This window comes from Spiroplasma endosymbiont of Polydrusus pterygomalis (genome assembly GCF_964030635.1).
In the GTDB taxonomy this organism is placed as follows: Bacteria; Bacillota_I; Bacilli_A; order Mycoplasmatales; family Mycoplasmataceae; genus Spiroplasma.
Map to the genome: position 1 here is coordinate 192,208 of NZ_OZ034909.1, position 23,181 is coordinate 215,388.

27 protein-coding genes and 1 pseudogene are annotated in these 23,181 nt (G+C 24.6%); 13 read left to right on the plus strand and 15 right to left on the minus strand.

Features of this window, described 5'->3' with window-relative positions; all coding sequences use genetic code 4:
- Positions 1–78: 78 nt before the first annotated feature.
- Complete coding sequence (locus tag ACQH23_RS01195) at positions 79–1,062, minus strand: IS30 family transposase (protein WP_425378308.1); 984 nt, start codon at positions 1,060–1,062, stop codon at positions 79–81.
- A gap of 388 nt (positions 1,063–1,450) precedes the next feature.
- Here ACQH23_RS01195 and ACQH23_RS01200 point away from each other — a divergent pair, with 388 nt between their 5' ends.
- From ACQH23_RS01200 to ACQH23_RS01220, 5 genes are read left to right on the plus strand one after another with little or no spacing between them, the layout of a single operon-like run.
- On the plus strand, positions 1,451–1,849 hold the full coding sequence (locus tag ACQH23_RS01200) for a hypothetical protein (RefSeq protein WP_425378309.1): 399 nt from the start codon (positions 1,451–1,453) through the stop codon (positions 1,847–1,849).
- On the plus strand, positions 1,842–3,302 hold the full coding sequence (locus ACQH23_RS01205; RefSeq protein ID WP_425378619.1) for a PBSX family phage terminase large subunit: 1,461 nt from the start codon (positions 1,842–1,844) through the stop codon (positions 3,300–3,302). The genes ACQH23_RS01200 and ACQH23_RS01205 overlap by 8 nt, the downstream gene beginning before the upstream one ends.
- Complete coding sequence (locus ACQH23_RS01210) at positions 3,302–3,580, plus strand: hypothetical protein (protein WP_253301740.1); 279 nt, start codon at positions 3,302–3,304, stop codon at positions 3,578–3,580. Before ACQH23_RS01205 ends, ACQH23_RS01210 begins: the two co-directional genes overlap by 1 nt.
- Positions 3,573–4,964, plus strand: a complete 1,392-nt coding sequence (locus ACQH23_RS01215; protein ID WP_425378312.1) for a hypothetical protein — start codon at positions 3,573–3,575, stop codon at positions 4,962–4,964. Before ACQH23_RS01210 ends, ACQH23_RS01215 begins: the two co-directional genes overlap by 8 nt.
- A 3-nt stretch (positions 4,965–4,967) precedes the next feature.
- Positions 4,968–8,198 carry a hypothetical protein gene (locus ACQH23_RS01220; protein ID WP_425378620.1) on the plus strand — a complete coding sequence of 1,077 codons (3,231 nt, stop codon included), beginning with the start codon at positions 4,968–4,970 and terminating at the stop codon, positions 8,196–8,198.
- Between the two features lie 36 nt (positions 8,199–8,234).
- Here the strand turns inward: ACQH23_RS01220 and ACQH23_RS01225 are convergent, their stop codons facing one another.
- Together ACQH23_RS01225 and ACQH23_RS01230 are read right to left on the minus strand one after the other, a co-directional pair.
- Positions 8,235–8,741, minus strand: coding sequence for a lipoprotein (locus tag ACQH23_RS01225; protein ID WP_425378621.1), 507 nt, complete (start codon positions 8,739–8,741; stop codon positions 8,235–8,237).
- Positions 8,742–8,851: 110 nt separating this feature from the next.
- A complete protein-coding gene (locus ACQH23_RS01230) occupies positions 8,852–9,781 on the minus strand; it encodes a hypothetical protein (protein ID WP_425378622.1) in 930 nt (309 codons plus the stop codon).
- Positions 9,782–10,094: 313 nt separating this feature from the next.
- On the opposite strand from ACQH23_RS01230, the gene ACQH23_RS01235 reads away from it, so the two are divergent.
- The 6 genes from ACQH23_RS01235 (at position 10,095) to ACQH23_RS01260 (ending at position 15,004) form a co-directional block, all read left to right on the plus strand.
- Complete coding sequence (locus ACQH23_RS01235) at positions 10,095–10,556, plus strand: hypothetical protein (protein ID WP_425378566.1); 462 nt, start codon at positions 10,095–10,097, stop codon at positions 10,554–10,556.
- Between the two features lie 16 nt (positions 10,557–10,572).
- Entirely contained in the window at positions 10,573–11,979 is a 1,407-nt protein-coding gene (locus ACQH23_RS01240; protein ID WP_425378623.1) for a hypothetical protein, read from the plus strand.
- A gap of 6 nt (positions 11,980–11,985) precedes the next feature.
- Complete coding sequence (locus ACQH23_RS01245; RefSeq protein ID WP_425378230.1) at positions 11,986–12,903, plus strand: hypothetical protein; 918 nt, start codon at positions 11,986–11,988, stop codon at positions 12,901–12,903.
- The gene (locus ACQH23_RS01250) at positions 12,893–13,915 is read left to right on the plus strand and encodes a hypothetical protein (protein ID WP_425378624.1); all 1,023 of its coding nucleotides are present in this window, start codon (positions 12,893–12,895) and stop codon (positions 13,913–13,915) included. Before ACQH23_RS01245 ends, ACQH23_RS01250 begins: the two co-directional genes overlap by 11 nt.
- Before the next feature lie 15 nt (positions 13,916–13,930).
- A complete protein-coding gene (locus ACQH23_RS01255) occupies positions 13,931–14,584 on the plus strand; it encodes a hypothetical protein (RefSeq protein ID WP_425378318.1) in 654 nt (217 codons plus the stop codon).
- Between the two features lie 87 nt (positions 14,585–14,671).
- On the plus strand, positions 14,672–15,004 hold the full coding sequence (locus ACQH23_RS01260; protein WP_425377640.1) for a hypothetical protein: 333 nt from the start codon (positions 14,672–14,674) through the stop codon (positions 15,002–15,004).
- Positions 15,005–15,029: 25 nt separating this feature from the next.
- On the opposite strand, the gene ACQH23_RS01265 is transcribed toward ACQH23_RS01260, so the two are convergent.
- The 12 genes and pseudogenes from ACQH23_RS01265 to ACQH23_RS01320 all read right to left on the minus strand — a co-directional run bounded on the left by ACQH23_RS01265 (position 15,030) and on the right by ACQH23_RS01320 (position 20,639).
- Positions 15,030–15,209, minus strand: coding sequence for a hypothetical protein (locus ACQH23_RS01265; RefSeq protein WP_425378625.1), 180 nt, complete (start codon positions 15,207–15,209; stop codon positions 15,030–15,032).
- A gap of 4 nt (positions 15,210–15,213) precedes the next feature.
- Entirely contained in the window at positions 15,214–15,684 is a 471-nt protein-coding gene (locus ACQH23_RS01270; RefSeq protein WP_425377671.1) for a hypothetical protein, read from the minus strand.
- Complete coding sequence (locus ACQH23_RS01275; RefSeq protein WP_425377744.1) at positions 15,669–15,815, minus strand: hypothetical protein; 147 nt, start codon at positions 15,813–15,815, stop codon at positions 15,669–15,671. The genes ACQH23_RS01270 and ACQH23_RS01275 overlap by 16 nt, the downstream gene beginning before the upstream one ends.
- 69 nt (positions 15,816–15,884) lie before the next feature.
- Positions 15,885–16,535, minus strand: a complete 651-nt coding sequence (locus ACQH23_RS01280) for a recombinase RecT (protein ID WP_425378626.1) — start codon at positions 16,533–16,535, stop codon at positions 15,885–15,887.
- 2 nt (positions 16,536–16,537) lie between these two features.
- A complete protein-coding gene (locus ACQH23_RS01285) occupies positions 16,538–17,314 on the minus strand; it encodes a hypothetical protein (protein WP_425378627.1) in 777 nt (258 codons plus the stop codon).
- Positions 17,315–17,316: 2 nt separating this feature from the next.
- Positions 17,317–17,463, minus strand: a complete 147-nt coding sequence (locus ACQH23_RS01290; protein WP_425377635.1) for a hypothetical protein — start codon at positions 17,461–17,463, stop codon at positions 17,317–17,319.
- Positions 17,456–17,746 (minus strand): hypothetical protein, encoded by a 291-nt coding sequence (locus ACQH23_RS01295; protein WP_425377946.1) that lies wholly within the window; start codon positions 17,744–17,746, stop codon positions 17,456–17,458. The genes ACQH23_RS01290 and ACQH23_RS01295 overlap by 8 nt, the downstream gene beginning before the upstream one ends.
- A 13-nt stretch (positions 17,747–17,759) precedes the next feature.
- Positions 17,760–17,927 (minus strand): hypothetical protein, encoded by a 168-nt coding sequence (locus ACQH23_RS01300; protein ID WP_425377995.1) that lies wholly within the window; start codon positions 17,925–17,927, stop codon positions 17,760–17,762.
- A gap of 9 nt (positions 17,928–17,936) precedes the next feature.
- The gene (locus tag ACQH23_RS01305) at positions 17,937–18,254 is read right to left on the minus strand and encodes a hypothetical protein (protein WP_425378425.1); all 318 of its coding nucleotides are present in this window, start codon (positions 18,252–18,254) and stop codon (positions 17,937–17,939) included.
- 516 nt (positions 18,255–18,770) lie between these two features.
- On the minus strand, positions 18,771–19,010 hold the full coding sequence (locus tag ACQH23_RS01310; protein ID WP_425378319.1) for a hypothetical protein: 240 nt from the start codon (positions 19,008–19,010) through the stop codon (positions 18,771–18,773).
- 266 nt (positions 19,011–19,276) lie between these two features.
- Positions 19,277–19,429, minus strand: a complete 153-nt coding sequence (locus tag ACQH23_RS01315; protein ID WP_425378628.1) for a hypothetical protein — start codon at positions 19,427–19,429, stop codon at positions 19,277–19,279.
- Between the two features lie 381 nt (positions 19,430–19,810).
- Positions 19,811–20,639 (minus strand): annotated as a pseudogene (locus ACQH23_RS01320) (IS5 family transposase).
- 298 nt (positions 20,640–20,937) lie between these two features.
- Between ACQH23_RS01320 and ACQH23_RS01325 the strand changes: the two are divergent.
- Both ACQH23_RS01325 and ACQH23_RS01330 read left to right on the plus strand, forming a co-directional pair.
- A complete protein-coding gene (locus tag ACQH23_RS01325; RefSeq protein WP_425378629.1) occupies positions 20,938–21,168 on the plus strand; it encodes a hypothetical protein in 231 nt (76 codons plus the stop codon).
- Between the two features lie 706 nt (positions 21,169–21,874).
- Positions 21,875–23,161, plus strand: a complete 1,287-nt coding sequence (locus ACQH23_RS01330; RefSeq protein ID WP_425378630.1) for a hypothetical protein — start codon at positions 21,875–21,877, stop codon at positions 23,159–23,161.
- Positions 23,162–23,181 lie beyond the last annotated feature (20 nt).

The following is a 23,181-nucleotide window of genomic DNA, read 5'->3' on the forward strand; positions in this document are numbered from 1 at the left end:
AAAATATTTGTAATTTTAGTCTATTTTAAGCATATTTAAGCACACTGAAAAATAATTTATTAAATTTTTAAAATAAAATTATCTAAAATTATTTAAAAATACTTCTTTAGATGTTCTTCAATTCAAACAAGGCCTTAATTTTTCATTCATAACATTAACTACTCAATCTATTTCTTGTTGAGTAACATTATTAAAATCCGTTCCCTTAATATACCGTTTTCTAAATTCACGGTTCATTCTTTCAATTAATGGTTTTTGTTTTGGTGAACCCGGATCACAAAAATAAATATTAGAACCAGTAATATTTTCTATTTCTTCAAACTTACTAAATTCTTTTCCTCTATCAGTTATTATTCCTTTAATTTTTCCAACCAAACCATTAATTTTAACTAATTCTTCAAGTTTTTCTAAAACCTCATTAGCAGTATGTTCTCCTAATTTAATTGCAAAATAATTTTTACTATTTTGTTCAACTAATACCAAACAACTAGATTGATGGTCTTTTCCAACTACGGTATCCATTTCAAAAAAACCAACATTAGATTTTTTATTTTCAATATCTCATATTGATTTGAATTTATCATCTAATTTTCCGCGATTATCAGGTCTTTTCTTTGTTATATTTTTTCTGCCACCATTTAATAAATTTTTCTTTAACAAACCCAAAAGACCTAAATAAATTCATTTATAAAAAGTTTTAAGACAGGAAGGAAATTTGACACCAAACTTTATTAAAAATCGATGAATAATTTCCGCTGGCGAATCACCAAAAATATTAAATCGTAAATTTAAAAATTCTTGCTGCTCTTCTGTAAATGTAGGTAGTTTTTTAATAGACCTTTTTCGCTTTTGTTTATAATCTTTTTGTGCTTCAACTGGCATATAATCTTCTACCTTTTTAAATCGCTTTATTTCTCTTTTAACAGTATTAATTCCACGATTCATTTGCCGTGCTATTTCTGATAAATTAATTGAATCATTTTTCTTTTTACAAATATCAGAAAATAATAAATCTTTAAATAAATTTCGTTCATCAAATTTTACATGTGTATATTTTTGCATTTTTCTGTCTCCAATTCTTTTTAAAATATTTATAACATTAAATTAAAAATTATTGACAATTATTTTTATAAGTATATAATCTAAGTGATAAACAGTAAGTAAATTCTGTCTCTTAAAGCTGTTTATAAAAAATAAAGTAATTAAGTTTACTGCAATGTTTCTTTTAACTGAGATATATAAATAAAAATTTTTCTAGATTATTATTAATATATAAAATTAGGAGAAACATTGCGGTAATTAAGTTTACTTTTTTTTATTTTGATGTAAAATATAAATGATAAAAAAAGAACCGCGATGGTTCTTTGTTATATTTTCATATATAGTTTACTCTTTTATTTAATCATATTTATTAAATAATAGCAATTTTAGTATGGAAAAAGGAGTAAAAATGAAAGAATTTAATCCAAAAACAGTAAGTTTACGAACATTTTATCGTAAAATAGAGCAGTTTTGACGTGATAAATCACCTAATATCCCCTATACTTTAAATGATTTAACCAATAAATTAAATCTTTCTCGCAAGTGAAGATATGATAGTTACGCGAGCGAGAAGATAGTTCCTTTACTTGAAAAACAAGTTGATAAAATAGAAAGTGAACTTATTAAACAAATGGTTAAAACGCCAGAAGGTACTAGGTTATATTGACAGCGTGCATTTAATTATAAATATTCACTACAAGAAAAAGAACTTGAAAAAGAATTAAACTTAAATAATCAACAACCAATAATTGTTAATTTACAAACGGATATTAGAGATATTAAAAAAGAAACTGAAAATAATGCTTAATCATTTTACTTATTTATTAGAAACTCCTTATTGGTTATTACAAAATAGTAATATTGGTAATAAATATCCATTTGTTAAGAAATATGAATTAGTTAATGAAATTAATCAAATTGGAACACGATATAGTGGTAATACTATATCAAATATTAAAATGTTTGGTGAATTATTAAAAATTAGTTTATTAATTAAAGAACCAATTTGTATAATTGCTAGTATGTATTGGAGTAAAGATTTAAAAGATAGTGTATTTCAAAATATATGAAATATGTTAGATGAAAATAATATACCTTATAGTATTAATTTATCAAATTTTACTTTTACTTTATCAAATGGTAGCAAAATATATTGTAAAGGTTTACATTCACCAAGTCGAAAAGAAAAATTAAAAGCCTTTGCTGATTTGAATAAGTATAAATTAGTAATTGATTGAAGAGAAGAATGTGACCAATTTCAACAAAAAGATTTAAGTGATTTAGAGTTTGCTATTCGTGGTTATCAAAATAAAATAACAATTAATACGTGTAATCCTGAAAGTTTAAAAAGATATATTGTTGGTTATTGTAATGAATTATTATCTTTTAATGAAGAAATAATGCGTAGTAAATATGAACAAATTAAATATATTGAAAAATGAAATATGAAAATTATTATTCATTATTCTAGTTGAAGACTTAATTATAAATTACCACAAGATAAAGTTAATGAACAATTAAGATTAGAACAATTAGATATTGAAAGAGCAAGAGTATGGAGTTGAGGATTGCCCGGTAATACTAGTGGTTCAATTTTTGCAAGATATATTGATATTATGCAAGCAACAGATATTATTCAACCAACGAAATTATTAGGTGGTGTTGATATTGCTAACGCGACCAGTCCTAAGGGACATACTACTGCCGCTAGTTTTTGACTATATAATTCATTTGATAAAAAAGCTTATAAAGCTTCTGAGTATACGCATTCAAATGCTACACAGCAATTTAAAACAGAATTAGAACAAGTAAAAGATATTTTAGAGTTTTATAATAATCAATTAAATCAATACTTTAATTTAATACAGCGGGGTATTAGTATAAATGTTGATGATAGTGCATATTCAACATTACAAAGTTTAAATAGAGAAAAATATAATTATACTTTTGGGCAATATATGACATTTAAACCAGCACAAAAACAGAAATTTAAAATAAGACATCGGATTGAAGCATTTACAATGTTAATAAATACAAATCAATTAAAATGATTATGAGAAAAATGTCCTGTAAGTAAAACCCAATATGAATTAATTCAATGAGAAGATAAACCAGATGCCAGAGAAGAACGAATGTTAGACTTATATGATGATACATTTGATAGTGATTTTTATGCTTTACATTTTGAATTAATACCAATGGTTAAACATAATAATTCAGCAGATTATAAATTATGACAACAAAGGGAGTGAATAACTTAATGAAAAAAGATATTTATGTAATCCATGATGAACGTGTAATAAATGCAAAAAGACCTTATATGTCTGTTTGTGGACAAGTTAAAAAAAGACTTTGTCAAGAATTAAAAAAAGATAATATCGCAATATGTAAATTAAATTTATATAACGAATATATTAAAAAATATCAAAAAGTTAAAGTATGTGTTCAAGTTTTAGCAAATGAGCCAAATTTATTAACAGTAAATATTATTAATTATGCACTTATCTTAAAATTAAAGGAGCAAAATAACCATGAATAATACTTTCCCTAGTTTACCAAACTTAAGTGATATTAATAGTGTTTTAAAATTTTATAATTATGATTGAACAATTAATTTAGCAAATATTATTGCTCGTCATCAAATGCGATTAATAAATGGTAAAGATATTTTATTTAAGTCTCATCGTAAAGATATTTTAGAAAAATTAAATTGATGATATGAAAATTATAAAATAAAAGAAAAGTTAGATAAAAACGAATTAACAGCAAGTTTAATGGGTAAAACTATTTTTGGTTTATTAGAAACTAGTGATGGCAATATTGATTTATGAATTAACCCTTTTAACTTTACATCTCGTGTAAGTAAAATAAATGAAATTGAACAAGGGGCTGATATTTGATTAAATTATCATCAATCAGACAGTGGATTTATTTTAAATTTAATTTGTACCAAAGATAAAATAGTTATTAAAGGTTGACCAAAAAATAACGAGGTAGTTGTTGGACAAAGTAAAACACAAATTAAAGATGATGTTAGACCTTTTTTAGTTCAAGAATTTAAAAATAAATTAGGTATAGTACCTTTTTGAGAAATGATTAATGAACCTAATCCGTTGTTCTTATCAACTTCAACTACATTAAATCCATGACCTACAATGGCAAATTGTTATAAATTACAATTTGATTTAGAAGATAGTTTTAATATTAAATCAAAAGAACGATGAGCTAATCGTACGCACTGATATGGGGTATTAGATGATGGTTTAATGAATGCTTACAATATGGGAAATAAAAAAGCATTACAAGATGTATTTGATGATATTTTCATTCAATCAGGTCAAACGGCAGCAGATGGGACATCATCACAATCTTTACAAGTAGTACAAGGTGCACCAACCTTAGAAACATATACTGAAGATCAAAAATCAATTATTGAACAAGTATATTTAGCATGTCATTTTTCTAGTCCTTTTGGTGATAAATCAGATAATGACCAGAATAAAACACAGTCATTATTAACTAAAACAAAAGACTTAGAAAAACAAGCATATTTACAAGCATATCGTAAGCAATATTATACTAAGATGTTTGATACTGTTTTAAAATATTATGGTTTATGAGATGGTATTGGTGAACGGCCTTATGGTTTTGATTTTATTAGTGCTAGTTTAGTTGACCAAATGCGACAAAATGAATTAATTACTGCTAGATTAGATAATGGCACAATGGAACCAATAAGAGCTATAACTGAATATGACAATATTGATGAATTAGAAGCAACAAAATATTTTGAGAAAGTAGAAGAATGACAAGATAAAATGCAAGCCAAAGAAATCGAACATAATAATAAATTACTAGAATATGATGAAACTGGTAATAATCAAAACGCCTTACAAGGTAGAACGGAAATAAAGGAGAATTAAAAAATGAGTAGAATTAACCCAGGAGTTATCGAAGAATTAAGAAGACAAGCCCACGATACTTTAATAGATATCAGAGAAAATATAAAAGATAATAGACATTGAATGGTATTTCCTTTTAATGTTTATAGTTCATATATTCCTGATACTGAAACAGGTTGAAAACCTAATAACGCAAAGCCTAGTGATTATGGTAGTTATTCAAGAATATTTGATAATATGGAAAGTACGATTGCTCAATGACAAGATAGTTTAAAAATAGTTCAAAAACATAAAGGTGAAGAAATTAAGATATTAACAATTGATGATTTTAGTAAACAATCAATTAATTCAACTATATGAGCAAATAATGAAACACCTTTCGCTATAAAATTAAAAGATGAAAATAATAATGTTTATTGAAAATTAATTGATGGTGAAAACATTTATGATATTAATAGAATGTTAGCATACTTAAAGCAATATAAATTAAGTTATTTTATTAATAATGATAATAAAGCTGATAATTTTTATACAAAAGAAGTTAAGGTTGGTAAATATTGAGATGCTTATATGATTGATGATAGAAGTTCAATTCAATTTGGAGAAGCTAAATTTGAACAAGTATTTACTCAGCAATCAACTGAAAGACAATATACTTTATTAATTTTAGATGAAGATGCAAGTAAATTAAATATTAATGATTATTATAATTTTTATACGGTTTTTAATGACCATGGATTAAATATTGGTGGAGGTAATATAAATATTGCGCCCCAAGATAGACAATGATTATATCCATCAAATGTTATTAATTATTATTCACCATATGATGGTAGTTTTTTATGACAAGAAATTACCTTTTCAAGTATTAATGACAAAATTAGTAATAGTTGTTTATCAGTACGACAATTTATTCAAACATCAGCACCTGGGGAAGGTTATTGTTTTCCTAAAATAACTTATAATGAGAAAACAAATACATCAACTATTGAATTAGATGATATGTTATTAAAAGACCCCGGTGTTAGAGCAATGGCCGTTAAATTTTATGGTAATCCGATCTTTTTTGATATGCCTGTAATTGGGAGACCAATTATTAAAGGTCAATTTAATCCAAAAGTAATGAATTCACGAGATTTATTAATGTATAACATGTATCCGTGTCCGCCTGATAAAGTAAATACTTATGCATCACCAGAAGTAAGTTGATATAACATTCAAGGGATTCAACCAACAATGATAACCGGTTATGAAAACTGAAAAAAAGATATGGAAAGTAGATATGATTTTTGAAAGCAAAAAAATAGTGAGGGTATTGTTATAACTGACCAAGAAAGTTCGACAGCAACTAATCCCGCTGTTGGAACAACTATTAATGAAGAAAATAAGGACTCTAAATTTTATTGGTCTAAAAATTGAAAAATAACACCACCAAGTCAAATAAAAGTAAATAGTGGTGACGTTAATAATATTATTAGTACCCAAGCATCATCATATTTTAGAAGAAAAGATGAATTTGGTAATACTGTTGGTAGTGTTCAAATTGAATACAATAAAATGGGTTCATGTAATGTTTGAGATATTTTAAATATGAATAATTTTATTAATCGCCAAATAACAGTATTACCTTTAAACTATACACAAAAATTAGTGTTTAATCCTTTTACAATACCGGGTGGTGTTGGTAAATTCTTAAACTTTATTTCATTTGGTATTCCATGAGGCTGAGTTATTAATCAAGATGAAAAAACTTGACCTAATTTTCAATGACTTAATGGCTTTATGAGTGCTAATATTTATAGTTTTTATAATGATGCTTTTTGGTCTGAAAACTCAAAAGGTAAATGTTATTTACCTTTTGAAATATTTAGAGAACAAGGCAATGATAAAGTTGGTGCTATTTTTGGAGCAAATGCCACTATTTTCGGGTTTACTACTTTATTAACTGATAAATTAGTAGGTACTGTTTTAACTAAGGGTGGTAAACCAACAAATAATATAGTTTATTCAACATATAATCTAAAACAATTAAATCAAAAAACTAACCGAATTTATTTAATTAATGAACTTACAACAGCAGTAGATGCTCAAACACCAGTTAGTGACGGTGAAGAAGATAATGATTGTGAATTCTTACAAACACCAGATGGGACAAATTGTAGTTATATTATTGATATGTTTTCAATACAAGCATTATATAAAGGTAATTTTGAAATTATCTTTTATGCTGATAACCCATATACCAATAATGAAGAAGATTATTTACGTTTATCAGTATGGAGTTTCAGAGGTAAAACAAAAAGTACCTTAAATAATTATTTACGCGATATGACAACTAATTATAAAACTAGTTTCTTATTACCACATGATTATGAAATACCAACATTTAATTATCCACAATATGTATTACCACCAGTGCCATATAACTATAAACCTTATACAAAAGATATATGAGGTGCCAATGCAATTCAACCATTAAAAACTAAAATTACAGCACAAGCACAATGTAGTACAACCATTTCTTTTCTTTGAAAAAAAGACTTTATTAATTTATTTAATAACAATTATTATGATGCTTATTATGAAACTGAAATTGATTTAAAGCAAATTGATCCCACAATTCAAAGCATTGATAAATTTATTAGTTCTTATAAAACAATAGAAATAAGTAATCTTAATAATTTACAAGTTGAATGTGGAAAACCAGATATAAATAATTTTATTCCTAATAGAAATATTGATATTTTAGGTGGTGTTAATGATTGTAATGACAATATTAACTCTTTGTCCAATGGTGTGTTAAAATTTGGAGGTTCATCCCAAACTGATAAAGTTAATTTTGATAATACAATAACTTTATATACAGATAATATAAATAATTATATTAAAAAATTTTCTACTGCATATACTAATGGTTTATATATTGGAAGATTTTATCAAAATCGTTATTCTTTTACTAAAAATTCTGATTTTTCCTTTTTACTTCAAATAACAAAACTATATAATAATGATAACGATAAAATTAAAGAAACATATTTACAAGCATATTATACTAATGATGTAAAATTAAAAATTAGATTTACAAAAGTAATAAGACCTGACCTTTCGTTTTATAGAGTAAATATAGTTACATTAGAAACTTATAAATATTTTGGCAATGATAAAGATATAATCATAGATTTAAATGCTTTGGGTGTATTAAATATTGTAAATATGAGTGATAATCCTATTCAAATTACAATTAAACCAAGATAAACAAAAAAATATATTTAATTATCTATTTTTCTATTTTTATTTAACTTTTATAATATTACCATTTTCATCAATATCTAATTTAGGCAAATTTTGTTCTTCATCATTTCAACGATAAACAAATTTAAAATAATTACTATTTATTTCTCATCATTTACTAGGCTCATAAGTAAAATCATATCTATTTATAACTAAACCATTTGGAGAAATAAATAAATCGTGTTCTTTATAATGATCAAGTTTTCTTTTTAATGAAATAGAATTTAAATCTATATTGTTATTAAATTTAGTTAAAAATCAATCATTATTTTCATCACCACGCCATACAACAAAATATCATTTATTATCAACATTATTAAATGATTTTTCTTGTGGTGATATTCATTCTAAATTATTTTTAATATTTTCATCATTTGTATCTATTTTGTTTTTTTCTTTTAATTGTGTTAATTCTTCTTCTGTATATTGTGTATTACAAGCAACTAAACTTGTTGTACTTGTTCCTATTAAAGTGATTGATCATAAAATATTTAGTATTTTTTTCATATTTATCCTTTCTTTTTTATATAATTTTATTTGTTAATTTAATTAAAAATGAAAATAATATAGATTATTTTCATCTATAAATATTTTAAAAAATATTTATATCAATTTAATTATACTGATGATTTTATAAATTTTCCTAATTCAATCAATGAAAAACCAAAAGCTTTTGTAGATTTATAACCTTGTTCTAATATTAACGAAACATTTTTTAGTTCTTCACCTAAATCTTCAATATTTTGTCCTAAATCTTCAATATTTTGATTAGATATTTTATTATTACTTATTTGAATATTTTGTATTTTAGTTCCTATTTCTTTTAAGTTATTCCCCAAAACATATCCGTTTAATTCATTTGTTAATCATGGTTTTACAATCATTCTATAATCTTTTAATCCTGGTAATACGTCTGGATAATATTTAAGTTTTTCATTCATTGTTAATTTTATACCTATAGTATTAATATTTTTACCAATAATATTAATATTTTCTTTTATACTATCAGTAGTTAAAATTTCATTTTTATATAAATCAATAATTTCACCTAATTTTTCTAAAATTTCTCCTTGAGAAATAGAACCATTACCTAAATCTTCTACATTTATTAAACTTTTAATTAAACCATTAGTTATTTGTTTTACCAATTTTCCAACTGCTTTCAATTTTATTCCAAAAGTTTTTACATTTTGTCCTAAATTTTGAATACTTTGTTTTAGATTATTTTTATTTATAGTAATATTTTTAATATTTTTCGATAAATCTTCTTTAAGATAATTTCCTAATTCTTGTAATTTTAGCGTTAAATCACGCTCAAGTAATATCATTAATTGACATTCTTTAATTACTTTTTCACCCATATCTTTTACTTTTTCAGATAGGTTATTTTTGATATCTATTAAATTATTTAATTTTTGTGAATTAGTATCTCTTTTTATAATATTTAATTTATTATTTTCTTCTTGATAAGAACTAGCGGCTATTGTTGTTGGTACAGCAGTTCCACTAATTGTTAACACACTTAATAAGCTAAGTAATTTTTTCATAATTGTTTTTATCCTTTTTTAATCTTGAAACTTTTTTATCAAGATCTATCCTCATTGTATATATATATATATATATATACAAGCAAAATTGGTAATTATTTTAAAGGCTTTTATCTTGTTAAAAAGCTATTATTACGAGTTTTAAGACCTAAAATAGTAATAAAATATATTAAGTTTAGTATTTTATGTATAAAAAGTATTGTATTAGTAAAATAATAGTATATAATGAAGGCATAGGTTTAATCTTTTTCCGTAAAAAAGAGTTACGCTGACTTGTTAATCGGACAAGGATAAAAAAAGAGGAGTTTATAAAATGGCACTTATAAAAGAACAATTAATCGAACAAGGTTTAAGTGAAGAAATTGCAGAAAATATCTTAAATCAGTTTAATAATGAAGCAAAGCAAATTAGAGAAAGTGTGCAAAAACGCGAAGATGTTATATCAAAAGAAGACTTTATTAAATTATCTAATGAATTAGATGAATTAAAAGCCTTTAAAGATGTTCCATCTACTAAAATTGAAGATATTAAAACTAATTTAGAAAAAGTTAGTGGTAGTTCTTTATTTGAAAAAATGCAAACTTTAAAAGAATTAAAACCTGATTTGTTTATACAAGAACAACCATCAGTTTCACCAGCTAATTTAATTAAAGATATGATTGAAAATTCGGTTGAAAATAAAAATGATGAAATTGAAACTATTAAAGAAAAAGGAGCATATACTCCAGAAGAAATTAAGAAATTAACTGATTATACACTTAAAAACCTTAGATAATAAGGGAGTGAATATTATGGCAACAATTAATTTGCCGCAAGTACATTTTACATTACAAGGTAATACAACAGGTCAAAAAGCCTATGTTGATATGGTTAACGCTATGCTAAGAGGACCATTAATGAATGAGCATGCAAGTATTATGCAATATGCAACTGCAACTGCTGAACAAGTTGCTTGATTACCTAATGCAGGACAAGCGTTATATAATTTAACTCATCGTGTGGTATGACAAGATGATTATTCATTACCAAATGGTGGGGCAACTCAAACTATGGGATTAACAAGAATTACGGTGCCTATTAATAAAAGATTTAATTTAAAATTAATGAATGAAGCATTTGATTTAGCAATGATAGAACAAAATATTAAAAATGGTATTATTGCTGATGCTATTGCTAGTGTTGTCCAGAATAAATTTGTTAATTTAGAATGTGAATTAATTCAGGGGATTTATGATTATTGTTTAGCAGATGGTCAATATGAAGTAATTCCATTTCGTAGTTATACAGCCGATAGTGCCGATGAAGCAAATAAAGCATTCTTTACATTAAATGAAACTTTGATTGAATTAACTAATCAAATTAGTAATTTATATTTTGGTTTACCAACCGATAAAATGTTTATGGTTTTAGGCCGAAGAGCCTATTTAGGATTAACACCTGCTTATTTAAAAGTAATTGGTTCACAAGATCAATTAAAAGCAATGGTTAATGGTGAATTATATGAAAATACCGCAATGGGTATTCCGGTATCGAAAAGTTTTCATTTAGAAAAAACATATACAAAAGGACAAGTTAACCGAGATAAAGGTTATAATTTTACTAATATAAATGGTTTACTTATTAATAAACAAGTATGAGCATATCCAATTAATATGGATACTATTCAACAAGTTTTAGATAATGATACTGCTAACCCTAAATGAATTGGTAAAGTACAATATGCAACACCAACTATTTTATATCCAAAAACATGTAAGATTATTTTAGAAAAACAACCAACACAAGAAGAAATTGATACTGCTAAAAGTAATTTAAATAAAACATTTAGAGTGCCGGTTGATTATGAAATTTCTACACCAATAAATACAACAAAATCTAATGTAATTTTAACACCAGATGTTGCTAAAATAGATATTAGTAAAATAAATAAATTAGATAAACCAATCATTAATTTACCAGATCCCAAAGATGTTAGTGATGGATGATTAAAACCACAATTTAAAGACGTTGTTTTAAAAGCAGTTAAAACTGTAGATAGTTCTTTAACTGAAAATGATTTTGATTATTCTATTAATCCTAAAGGTGAAGACTGACCAATTGATATTACAAATGATAAAATTGTTGAAGTTTTAATTGAAGGTAAAAACAAAGCAACTGGTAAAACAAAGTCAATTGAAGTAGTAATTAAAAATTCTTAATAAACAATGAATTTATTAATATTACGAATTTTAACTTTATTAACAGAAAATTTAGGAAATAAACCTTTAATAAATAAGTTTGTTAATTTAATTAATAAGGTTAATAAGTTTGCTTCATATTATGCTAATCCTTTTCAAAAGATTACAAATAAAATTGAAGATATTTATCAATGATTAAATCCATTTACTTATTTAAATTTAATTAAAAAAGGTCATAAAAAAGAAATTCAACAAATATTAAGTAAATTAGAAAAAGATAACAATATTAAAAATAGAGAACAATTTAAAAAAGAAAATTATCTAAACACTAATTGACAACCTTTAAATAGTAGTTGGCTTAATAGTGGTATGTTTAATATAACAAATAAGTTAACTTTAACAGGTAATTTAACTATTTTAATATATACAAAAACAGCAAAACACCCGAAGTTTTATGGTCCATATGTTTATCCTAGTGTTCCAGTTGAAATTTGAAAATTATTAAGTAATGCTGTGTCTAATGCAGGAACTTTATTTTGGCGTTATTGATTAAGAAAATGATTACCTAGTCATTTAAGAGATTATATTAAAAAAAGATTACCAAAAGAATTAAAAGAAAAATACCCAAAAGGAAATATTAAATTAACATTACCACATATTCAAAAATTACAACAAATTAAAACGTTTATTAATAATTTAAAGATTGGACACTTTAATTTCAATTTTGCTGGTGAAATTAATAATAAAAAATGGTATCGAGAGCGAAAAAGCGATGTTAAAAATATTAAGAATTTATATAAAACACCAGTTAAAAGTATGTTTTATAAAACTAATCAAACTATTAAAAAAATTAAAAAAGTACAAAGAAAAGTTAATAGTTATAAACTATCTAATTTAAGAAATAAATATCGTAATCAATTAAGGGGTGTATTATATGGAAAGTAATTTAAATAATTTGTTATTTATAACAGTTGAAGATGTTAAAAAAAGTAAACTTTGACAACCTATTAATGATCGTAAGCAATCTGCTTATAATGATAATTTAATTTATAATGCTATCTTAAAAACTAGTTTATGAATGGATAGATTATCAGGTGGGACAATTTCAGATAAGATTAATAAAAAAGATTTATTTCCATGAGTAAAAAAAGATAATACAGGTTTAATTGAATATGATAAATGATTAAGTTATATTCAATCTGCTTGTTTATTAGCAGTTATGAATTGATATTTACCAAAAGGAGTTAATGATTTAACTGGTAGTGCTTCATTTTCACAAGGTGGTGTGGCATATTCACAAACAAATGACCCCGAAGCAAATGAAAATATTACTCGTGATGTTAAAAATGCTTTAAAATTAGCTGGTGAAATAATTGATATTATATCTAGTAAAACGGTTGATAGACCATATAATTATCATTTAGGGAATTATGCTCATCCTTGAGAAGAAGAATATAAATATATTACGAAAAAAACATTTTATTACAGTTTATTATTTTATTTAAAAGAACGCGTTCAAACTGATAACACTATTAATATTACTCACCCAACAATTATCGATTATAGTAAAATTGATTATAATGAATATATTAAACTTGTTGTTCCGTTTGATAATGATACGATTTATTATGAAAATGGTGTTTGAAAAACAAATATTTCAGATTGAGAAATTGTTGACACTAGTGATTTAGATAATACAAGGTTTGATTATGAAATACAAAATTGAGATAAAGAAAATTATAAATACAATATTTGAATTAAAACAAGTAATCAAAATTATTATTATTTATCAACATACAAAAATTTTAGGGGAAAAATAACTGTTGGATCATTTGAATTAGAAAACGTTTTTTCTCATCGCGTAGAATTAGAAGATGATGGAATTATTGCTATACGTACTGGTGGGACAGATGGAACAATTACTGGTTTACACATTGAAAGAAAAAAAGTAAGTTAGAAAGGGGTTTAATTAATGAAGCAAGATAAAACAACTTGATTAAAGGGTGCATTACCTTGAAATTGATTTAAAAAAGATCCTATTCCAACTTATAATTGAACTCATAAAGATATTAGAGAATGAGAAAGAAAATATAAAATTAGGAGTTGAGTAGTTAGTTTTTATACTTTAATGTTTTTAGCATTAAATTTTTGATTGGAATACGGGATGATTAATAGTATTAAGGATCAAATTAATTGATACAATTATGGTCAATATTGAGGCAATGGTATTGCCATTTTATTAACACCTTTATTTACACATGGAATTCAGGGTATATTTGTTGCTAGTAGTAAACCAAAAGTAGATATGAAAATTGATATTCCACGATTAAAATTATCTAAAATGGGATTATTATTTACAATTTTACCTTTAATTACTTTAATAATTTCTTTAATTATTATTTTAATTGATAAATTAAAATGAAAAAAAGACCATTTAAGACATTGTTTAGATTGTCGGATTAATCCGCGTGTTATTCAACCAAGAATAGCAAAACAATGAAATAATTTAGATGGTATAACAGAAGAAATATTTAAAAATATACAAAACGAAAATATTAAAAAACAAAAACAAGAAGAAAATAACAAAAAATTAAATATAAATAATAATTATGAAACTAATAATTAAATTTTATTAAAATAGACTATATATAGGGGTGGTAGATATTTTGGGTGGTTATATAGCTTAATTTATAAATTATTTTGTTCTGAAAAAATGGATGGCCACTGTTTGAGTAAGGATAAGAAAGGAAACAAAAACATGAATGAAACATTAATGATTGCTTTACTTGTGTTAGCTGGTGCTGGTGGAATGGGTAGTCTTGGTATTCTTGGATTATCTGCTAAAAAAATTAAAAAATATAAAGCAGAACTTAGAGAATTGAGAACGGCTGTTATTGCCCACGAAAAACATTTACGAGGACCTGATTATGCAACAGAATTAGCCCTTAAAACAGGTCAAATTAAAAATGTTAAAAAACAAGTTAAAGTAAACGACAAAAAACAAGCACAAAAAGATGCTATTAGACAACTAACAAATAGTATTTAAAAAAATAACCAATTAAGGTTATTTTTTATTTTTCTTTGTTGTGACTTATATAAAAATTAATAAGATATTCTATTCGTTGTGAATAAGTATCAAAGTTAGATAATTTATTTCAAACTTTTTCTTCATTTTCATTTAAGTAAATATTAACATTTCGAATTTTACAAGAATAATATTTTCCTGTTTTTTTATTATATGATTTTTTCATAATATTAAACCTCATAATTAGCAATAATAATTGCATCTCGTAAATGATTACTTATTTTCTCATTATTATATTTTCAACCTTTACCATATTGATAAATTAAATTACTATCTTTATCAAATTTTCATATACAACTGTCATTATATTTACTTAAATTTTCCATATTTTTAACAATTGATTTAGTGTGTTTTGGTGATACTCAATTAATATTGTGTACTTTTTTTGTATTGTATTTAACTGTTCCAATTACTTTTAATAAATCATCCCTATCTTTACTTGCATTAGCAGATGTATATAAACAATCTTCAATATTAATAATTGCATCTGGTCTTAATACATCTAAAATAATATCGGGTTGTGTAATTCAATCATAATGTGTATATTCGGATTTATCAATTAATTTATTATCTTTAAAAGTAACGATAGCAGTAGTACCAGTCCCTGATGGGTCAATACCTATTTTTATCAAGTTGCTCATTCTTCATCATTATTATTAACTGTTGGTACTACATTAGAGATATCTTCTTCTTTAACTACATTATTGTTTGTATCCGCTATTTCTATATAAGATGAGGTATTTATATTGTTTGATAAGGGTTCATCGCTCATCTGCCCCTTATTTTTGGCGACAGTAATATCATTAAAAGGTATATAATCAAAATTACCATCTTCTTTAATTTATTTTTCATCTAAATCAATGTCAGTAATATCTACACCTAATTCTTGGGCTAATTTACGATATAATTTTGCTTCAACCATTTCTTTTGGTCATTTATTTCAAGGCGAATATTCACTATTTCCACTTGGACTACTATTTTTTAAACGGTCAATATCGGCTTTTCTTAATAAAATTCCTTTTGTTTCACCAGTTAAACGATTAATTCCAAAAGCATAAGCACCAATAATATTTTCATATTGACTGGTATTTGTCATAAAATCTATTTCATGTAATTTTGGTTTTTGTAAATCGGTATCTCATACAAATTTTTCACTTTTATAAATAATTCCTCGTTTTAACATTCAATTTTCTTGTTCCATTCTTTTTTGAAACACACTACTATCAATAATAGTTGTTAATTTATTTTTAAATGGAATAATATTAAAATCTTTTCCGAATATTAAACCTTTATTACTTAAATTAATAATTCCTAAGGCTGTAATTTTTCCATTATCAGCATTACCCACTAAATTCATATAACTTTGATTATTTTTTAATTTTAGTTCTTGTAAAGAAATTAAATTTTCTTGTAAATATTTAGCATTAACATTTAATTCATATGCTTTAACTGCTGTTGCTACTAATTCTTTTATTCCCATTTGATTATTCATAATTATTTCTCTCCTTTATTTATTTTTAATTTAATTCCATTAACACCAATAGTATTAATGTTTTTATTACTATCTCATTGTTTTTTAATTTCGTTTTTAACAATTTGTTCATCAACAATTAAATAATTTTTAATTAAATTAATAAGTTCTAATTTATCAGCATTTTGTAAAAAATCATCATTAACACCCAAAATATCAATATCTTTAATTAATATTTTTTCTTTCCGAAATTTACTAGTAGTTTTTTCTAAATCTTGTTCTATTTTTGCTACATCTTCCATAACACGAACTTGTTCATCTTCAATTTGGTCCATGTCTAACCCCATATCAGGCGTTAAGTTATTAGCATATTCAACCCTATTTTCTTGTTCTTGTTTTTTAGTTTGAATAAACTGTTGTTGTTTTAAGTATTGAACTTGTATTAGGCTATTTTTAATTTCAATTTTATTATTTTGAAGTACTTTTTCTAAATTAATAATATTAACTCTAATTCGATTTAATTCATCTTTAAAATCTTTTATTAATTCTAATGGTTCTCTAAAAACAAAATCAATTTTACTAATAGCACTGGGTATATCTTTTAAATGTATATCTTGATAACCATTTAATGCATAATGATTAAGATGACGATAGATAAACTCTGCTAATTCTTTACCGTGATTATCAATTCAATTTTTAATCGGTAATGCTTTTAAACTTAATTCTTTAAAATCATTACCTTTTAAATAAAATGGATAGGTAATATTTTTAATTTGATTATTTAACTTTAAATCTGCCATAATTAAATTTCCTCCAAATTCATATCCATAATTAAATTATCAATATATTCGTAAGCAGTCTCTTCTGAACAACATTCTTCTAATGCGATATTAAATAAATCTTCTTCGCTATAAACATAACCACTTTCATCTTTTCACATATTATTCATAATTTATCACTTCGTAGTCTGCTTCTTCATCTTCTAAATAATCATCTATTAAACCTTTAACCTCATCAATTTCATATCATTTTAAATTTAAATCAAAATCTTTTGGCAATGAAATATTACCTACATGTCGCTCTTCATTACCAAATTTAAGATATAAATTTAATTCTCAACTCTTATCATAGTCACTATCAATTTGTGCATAAATAATATCTTTATTACTAATTTTTAATGCGTTATTATTAATTCATTTTTCATTTAAGTAATCACTAATACAATATGACATTTTCTTATTCCTCCTAATTATTTTTATTGTTTAATGCTCAATGTTCATCAGTAATATCTTCTTGTGATACTGAATAACTTTTAAGCATTAATTCATTCAATTTATTTTCTTTATTGCATTCTTTATGAAAACAATAACCTCAATATCTTTGTTTAAGACAAATTTTATTTAACTTTTTCATATAAACCTCCTAAATTATTTGATTGATTTTTTTCTCAATTTGTAATATTTTTCAACCATCTGATGCTAAATCTAAAATATCGTTAATTTTGTAATGTTGCATATAAGAAGCAATAACGTCTCATTTATCTTCAAATAAATTTAAATACATTTTTGCCCATTCTAAACATTGCAAATCATAATGATTTTTATGATGAGAAATACGACAATTAACAGGTTGACAATTCACTCAATCAAATAATGTTGTTATTTCATTTCAAGTTTTATTAATATACAAACTTTTATATTCCATTATATTTCCTCCTATTTTTAATTCGCTGGCACTCACTCCCAAGTGAAAGTGTCAAAGCGAGAATTAGTTATATAAGTATTTATCTATTTATTTACTACGCCATCCGCTTCACTGGGGGTGAGCGGTGGCGATAATATATTTAATATTTGTTTATTATTAGATAATAGACAGTTGTTTTTATGAGGTAAAGCCAGAGAATTCTCTCTCTTCATCCGCACCATTTCAGGTCAAAACGTTCAGTTTTTAAAATAAATTCACTTGCACCTTGAAGAGCCAAGTGCTGGCTTTGTGGTTTGTAGAACCGCTGCCATCCTCTATGGGACAATATATATCGCAAATTTATTTATAAAGTGGCCATCTCTATTTTTATTGTCGTTCGATGTTGACCTTGCACTTATCACGACTATCGCTTAGTTTAAATATAACCAGCGCCGATTTACATATTTCCTCATACACTATTTCAGTACTTGCCTCGGATGGCTGTGGGAATGAGCTTAAACTCACGTTCTTATGGAAGCACTTAGTTATTTAAAATAACCGTCCCACACTGCATTAAGTTGTTTTATAAAATCAAAGTTTAAAAGAACCAGTTTCTCAATCAAAGATAATTTTTGAATTTTCTAATTTTTTATAAAACCGCGTTTGTTTTTTATCTTTTGTACGATTTAATAAATCTTTATGTTTTTTACAAGTTCATAAAACTTTATTTGATAAAAATTCTTCGGTAATTAATGATATTGCTTTATAGCAATTATCAACATCACAGATTGTTTGTTGCGTATTAATTTCCATTACTTACTCCTTCCTTTAATATTAAGTTTTTTTATTTATTAGCCAAATTAATTAACTAAAACAGAGAAAGGACAACACCTTAAAATTGGAGAAAAAAAGGTACACTTTGTAAAAATTTCTAAGATATTTAATAAATGTGTAATACAACTTTTTCGTTAACTTAAAGTTGCGATAAAAAGTTTCTATTTTAAGAATTTAAGATGCTGCCCTTTCTCTGAATTAATTAATAATTATGGGTTTACAAATAAAAAAACAACCCTTTTTATTTAACAAGAGTTGTTTTTTGCCGCTTCATCGTACATGATACAAATTGCATATTTTTTTGCAATAAAACTTATACTATTATTTTTAACCTTTTGTCCTATCATTTTTCGAAAATCTGCTGTATATTTATTAAATTTTTGTCCTTTTCTTGCCATATAAAAATGCACCTCCTTTAAAACTTTAGCAAAGACTTTTTTTCTTTACTTACTTTTTTGGGTGCAGTCTAGTCGTTAGTTAAAAAGTACGGTAAAGATATTGTTATTAATACTGTCAATAAGATTTCAAATGATATTGAAATTAAAAAGTAAAAGAATAAATTATTCCGCGTAATTTATTAGCGGATAATTTATTCAATAGACTTCTTGCGATACTATGATAATCATTGCAAATTAATTCATAAAGAAAAAAATACAAATAGGAATTTATACCTCTTATTAATTTAATTCTTATAGTCTTTATAAGCGATGCGTTATTTTGGCACAACAAAAAATGATTTTATTATTTAAAGTTAATTTTCATTCAACTTCTTGTTTTATTTATAATAACAATTGAAAATTATAGATTGAAGCAATTAAATTAAATCTTAAAGCAAAGCTTTTTCTACGATTCCGAAATTTTTCAGTAATAATTTTAAATTTTTTAAGGATAGCAAAAACATTTTCAATAACGATTCTCATTTGTTAAATTAGTTTATTATGCTGTTTTTGTTCGTTATTTAAAGGTTTTTGCTTTGTTTTTTTATGCGGAATCAAAACATTCCGATGCATTTTTTGCAAGCCTTGATAACATGTATCAACTATTACTTTGCTAGCTTTTAAAAGCGGTATTTTGATTCTTTAAATAAACGAAAATCATCGGTTTTACCACAAGCAAAATTTGTTGCAATAATAGTTTTGCTTTCTTTTTCGAGGATTATTTGTGTTTTGATAGTATGTTTTTTCTTTTTTCCGGAATAGTATTTTTTTTGTCTTTTTTTGGGCGTTGGATTGCTGTTTCGATTGCATCAATAATAATTGTTTTATCATTAAAATATTTATTTATTAATGTTTTTTGCTCATCAAGTTGTTGAAAGTCAGGGTGTTTAATTAAAGTGTTTTCAATTCATTTGATATCACGATAATAATTACTCTCACTAATGCCAAAAGTTTTGCCAAGATGAAAATAAGTGCGGTATTCTCTTCAATATGATAAAGTCATTAATAAACGATTTTCTAATGATAATTTATTATCTTTTCCGCCTTTTTTAAATTTTTTTAACTCGGCTTCTTTTAAAATATCTAACATTTTATTAAAAGTATTTTGTTTTATTCCTGTTAATCGTAATAATTCTTTATCATTAAGAAATTTAAAGTTATCATTTTTCATAGTTTTATACCCTCCTAATTTATATTTTTTATTTTTAATTATATTCTATAGAAATATTATTAATAAGAAAAGCCGGTATCGCAAGAAGTCTATTGAAGAAGTTGTCTTTGGAACACAAAGAGATAATAATCAACAAGCTAATTTGAAGGAAGAAATAAATTCAAACATGTTAATTAAAAATGATGAACCGTCCCTGGATAGGAATATGACAGCTTCATCGTTACCAATTCCAATTTCAAATGAGGAGCTTATTTAAATTAGTAATGTTAAACCAAAAATTCAACATTGAGTTTGGATTATGGCAATTATTGCTGTTTTATTACTAACAAGTGGTATTGGGGCAATTGGCTATGAAATGTATCGGCGAACGATACATTCTAATTTAATTAATGAGGCATTTGTTGGAAATAAAAATAATAAAGAGAAGAATCAAAAAATATTGGTGAGGAAGAACATAATTAAAGATAAAGGAATAAAAATAATGAAAAAATTATTGCTGTTATGCCATATGTTACTGAAGAAGAATTAATTTAATTGCTAATTAATTATACTAGTAAAACAAATTAAAAAATGATAAAATACATCCATATAAATTTAGCAGATATAAATAAATAATTTGAGGAAAATAGATGGGAAACAAAATGTTAAAAAAAAGCAGATCAAATTCATGATGGTCAATAATATCTTTTTCGATTTTTAAAATTCGTCGTTCAATGGCAATCTGAGTGTTACTTTTACTGTCACTTGTTTTATTTGGAGCAATTGCGATTACTCTTTTTTTATCTTCAAAAGATATTAATGAATTTTTAAAAAATTTTCAGTATGCTGTATTTATTTTTAATAACATTTTATTATTATTGTTTGTTTTGTTAGTAATTATTAAAATTTTTGGACGAGAGTTTGAAGATGGAACTTATTTATTATTAATTTCAAAGCCGTATTCCCGTTTTGTTTTATTTTTATTAAAATTGATTTCGCTTTGAATTTTAATCCTTCTTTTTTTAGGAACAATTATCTTGTTCGCTTTCGGCACTGGGTATATTGGAAGTTTCTTTAAACAGCATGACCCCGAATATTTCCAAGTTTATCAAAATTTATTATTAAAGTTATTTATTTATTCTTTAACATTATCTTTTTTTGCTTCAAGTGGGATTTTATTTGCGGTAACTTTTTTAAATTCGCAAATTGTTTTATTAATTGTTGTTATTTTCTGTAGTTTGTTTTTAGTTGGTGGAATGCCATATTCACTAATTATGAGTTTAACGAATAACATTGATTTATCATTTGCTAATGAATCAATTGTTAAGCAAAATTATCCCGTTAAAATTATTAAAGATACGATTAATTTTAAAAGAAAATTAGAACAAAAATGAATTAAATATGATAAGTTAACTAATGAAATGTGAAATTTTTATAGTCAATATGACTATGATGATTTAAAAAAAGTTTTTGATAATGCTGACTATTGGAATATTACAGATGATTCGACGTTACGAGTTCAACGTTTAGAGTTTTATAAATCACTTGGTTTAACTAAAACAAAGGAAAGTGAATATGAAATTGATGGTCTTCAAAAGTGGGATTCAACAACAAAATATAATTATGATGGAAAAAATAGTACTGTCAATCAAATTATTAGTAGTGTTGGAACGCAGAATCTTAAAATGAAAGTTCATTTTGCAACGGACTACTTTTTTAAAGCACCAATTGAATTAGACCCACATAATGAAATTCACAAAGAACTACTTGATTTTATTAATGTCATTGGCAAAAAAACAACATGATTGCCGTATCTTAGACTAAATTTTTTTAATGGAACTTCTTTATTTTATTTTAATTTATCTAAATCATATTATAATTTATCATCAAAAAATAATGATCCAAAGTTAGTAACTGTTGACCGAAAATTATCAGAACCAAATTCGTTTAATCCGGTATCGATCTTTAAAACAGAATTTGATCGAATGGGTGTTTTACCAATTGAATCAATTTATAATAATGGTGATGAGTTTCAAAAATGAGTTTTTATTTATTTTGGAATTAAAAATTCAGATGATCTTGATTTTGATAATGAAAATGATTTTGTCATTAAAACGCTTTATGTTTTAAGGGAAATTGAACTTGATATTGTAAAAAAAATAATGGATTATAAATTACTTGAATTAATACCATTAAAAACAAATAGCGCCTGACAAAAATATAATGATTTAATGGAAACTTATAGTTTAATTTCGAAATTGAATATTATTGAACATTGAAATCAAATTTGAACAAGTTTGTTATCGTATGTTTCATTTTGATTTACTCCAATTGAACGAAGCAATATTGATTTTACTGTTCAAAACAATTATTTAATGAGTTATCAAGATTTCCCAATATTATTGGGCATGACAGATAAAAAAGTTAATCTTTATCCACCACCATTCTTAAATATTAAATTATTATTATATATTTATTTAGAAATATCTGGTTTATTTTTACTTAATTCTTATCTAATTTTACGCCGCAAAAATATTACTTAAATGATGACAAAGGAGATTTT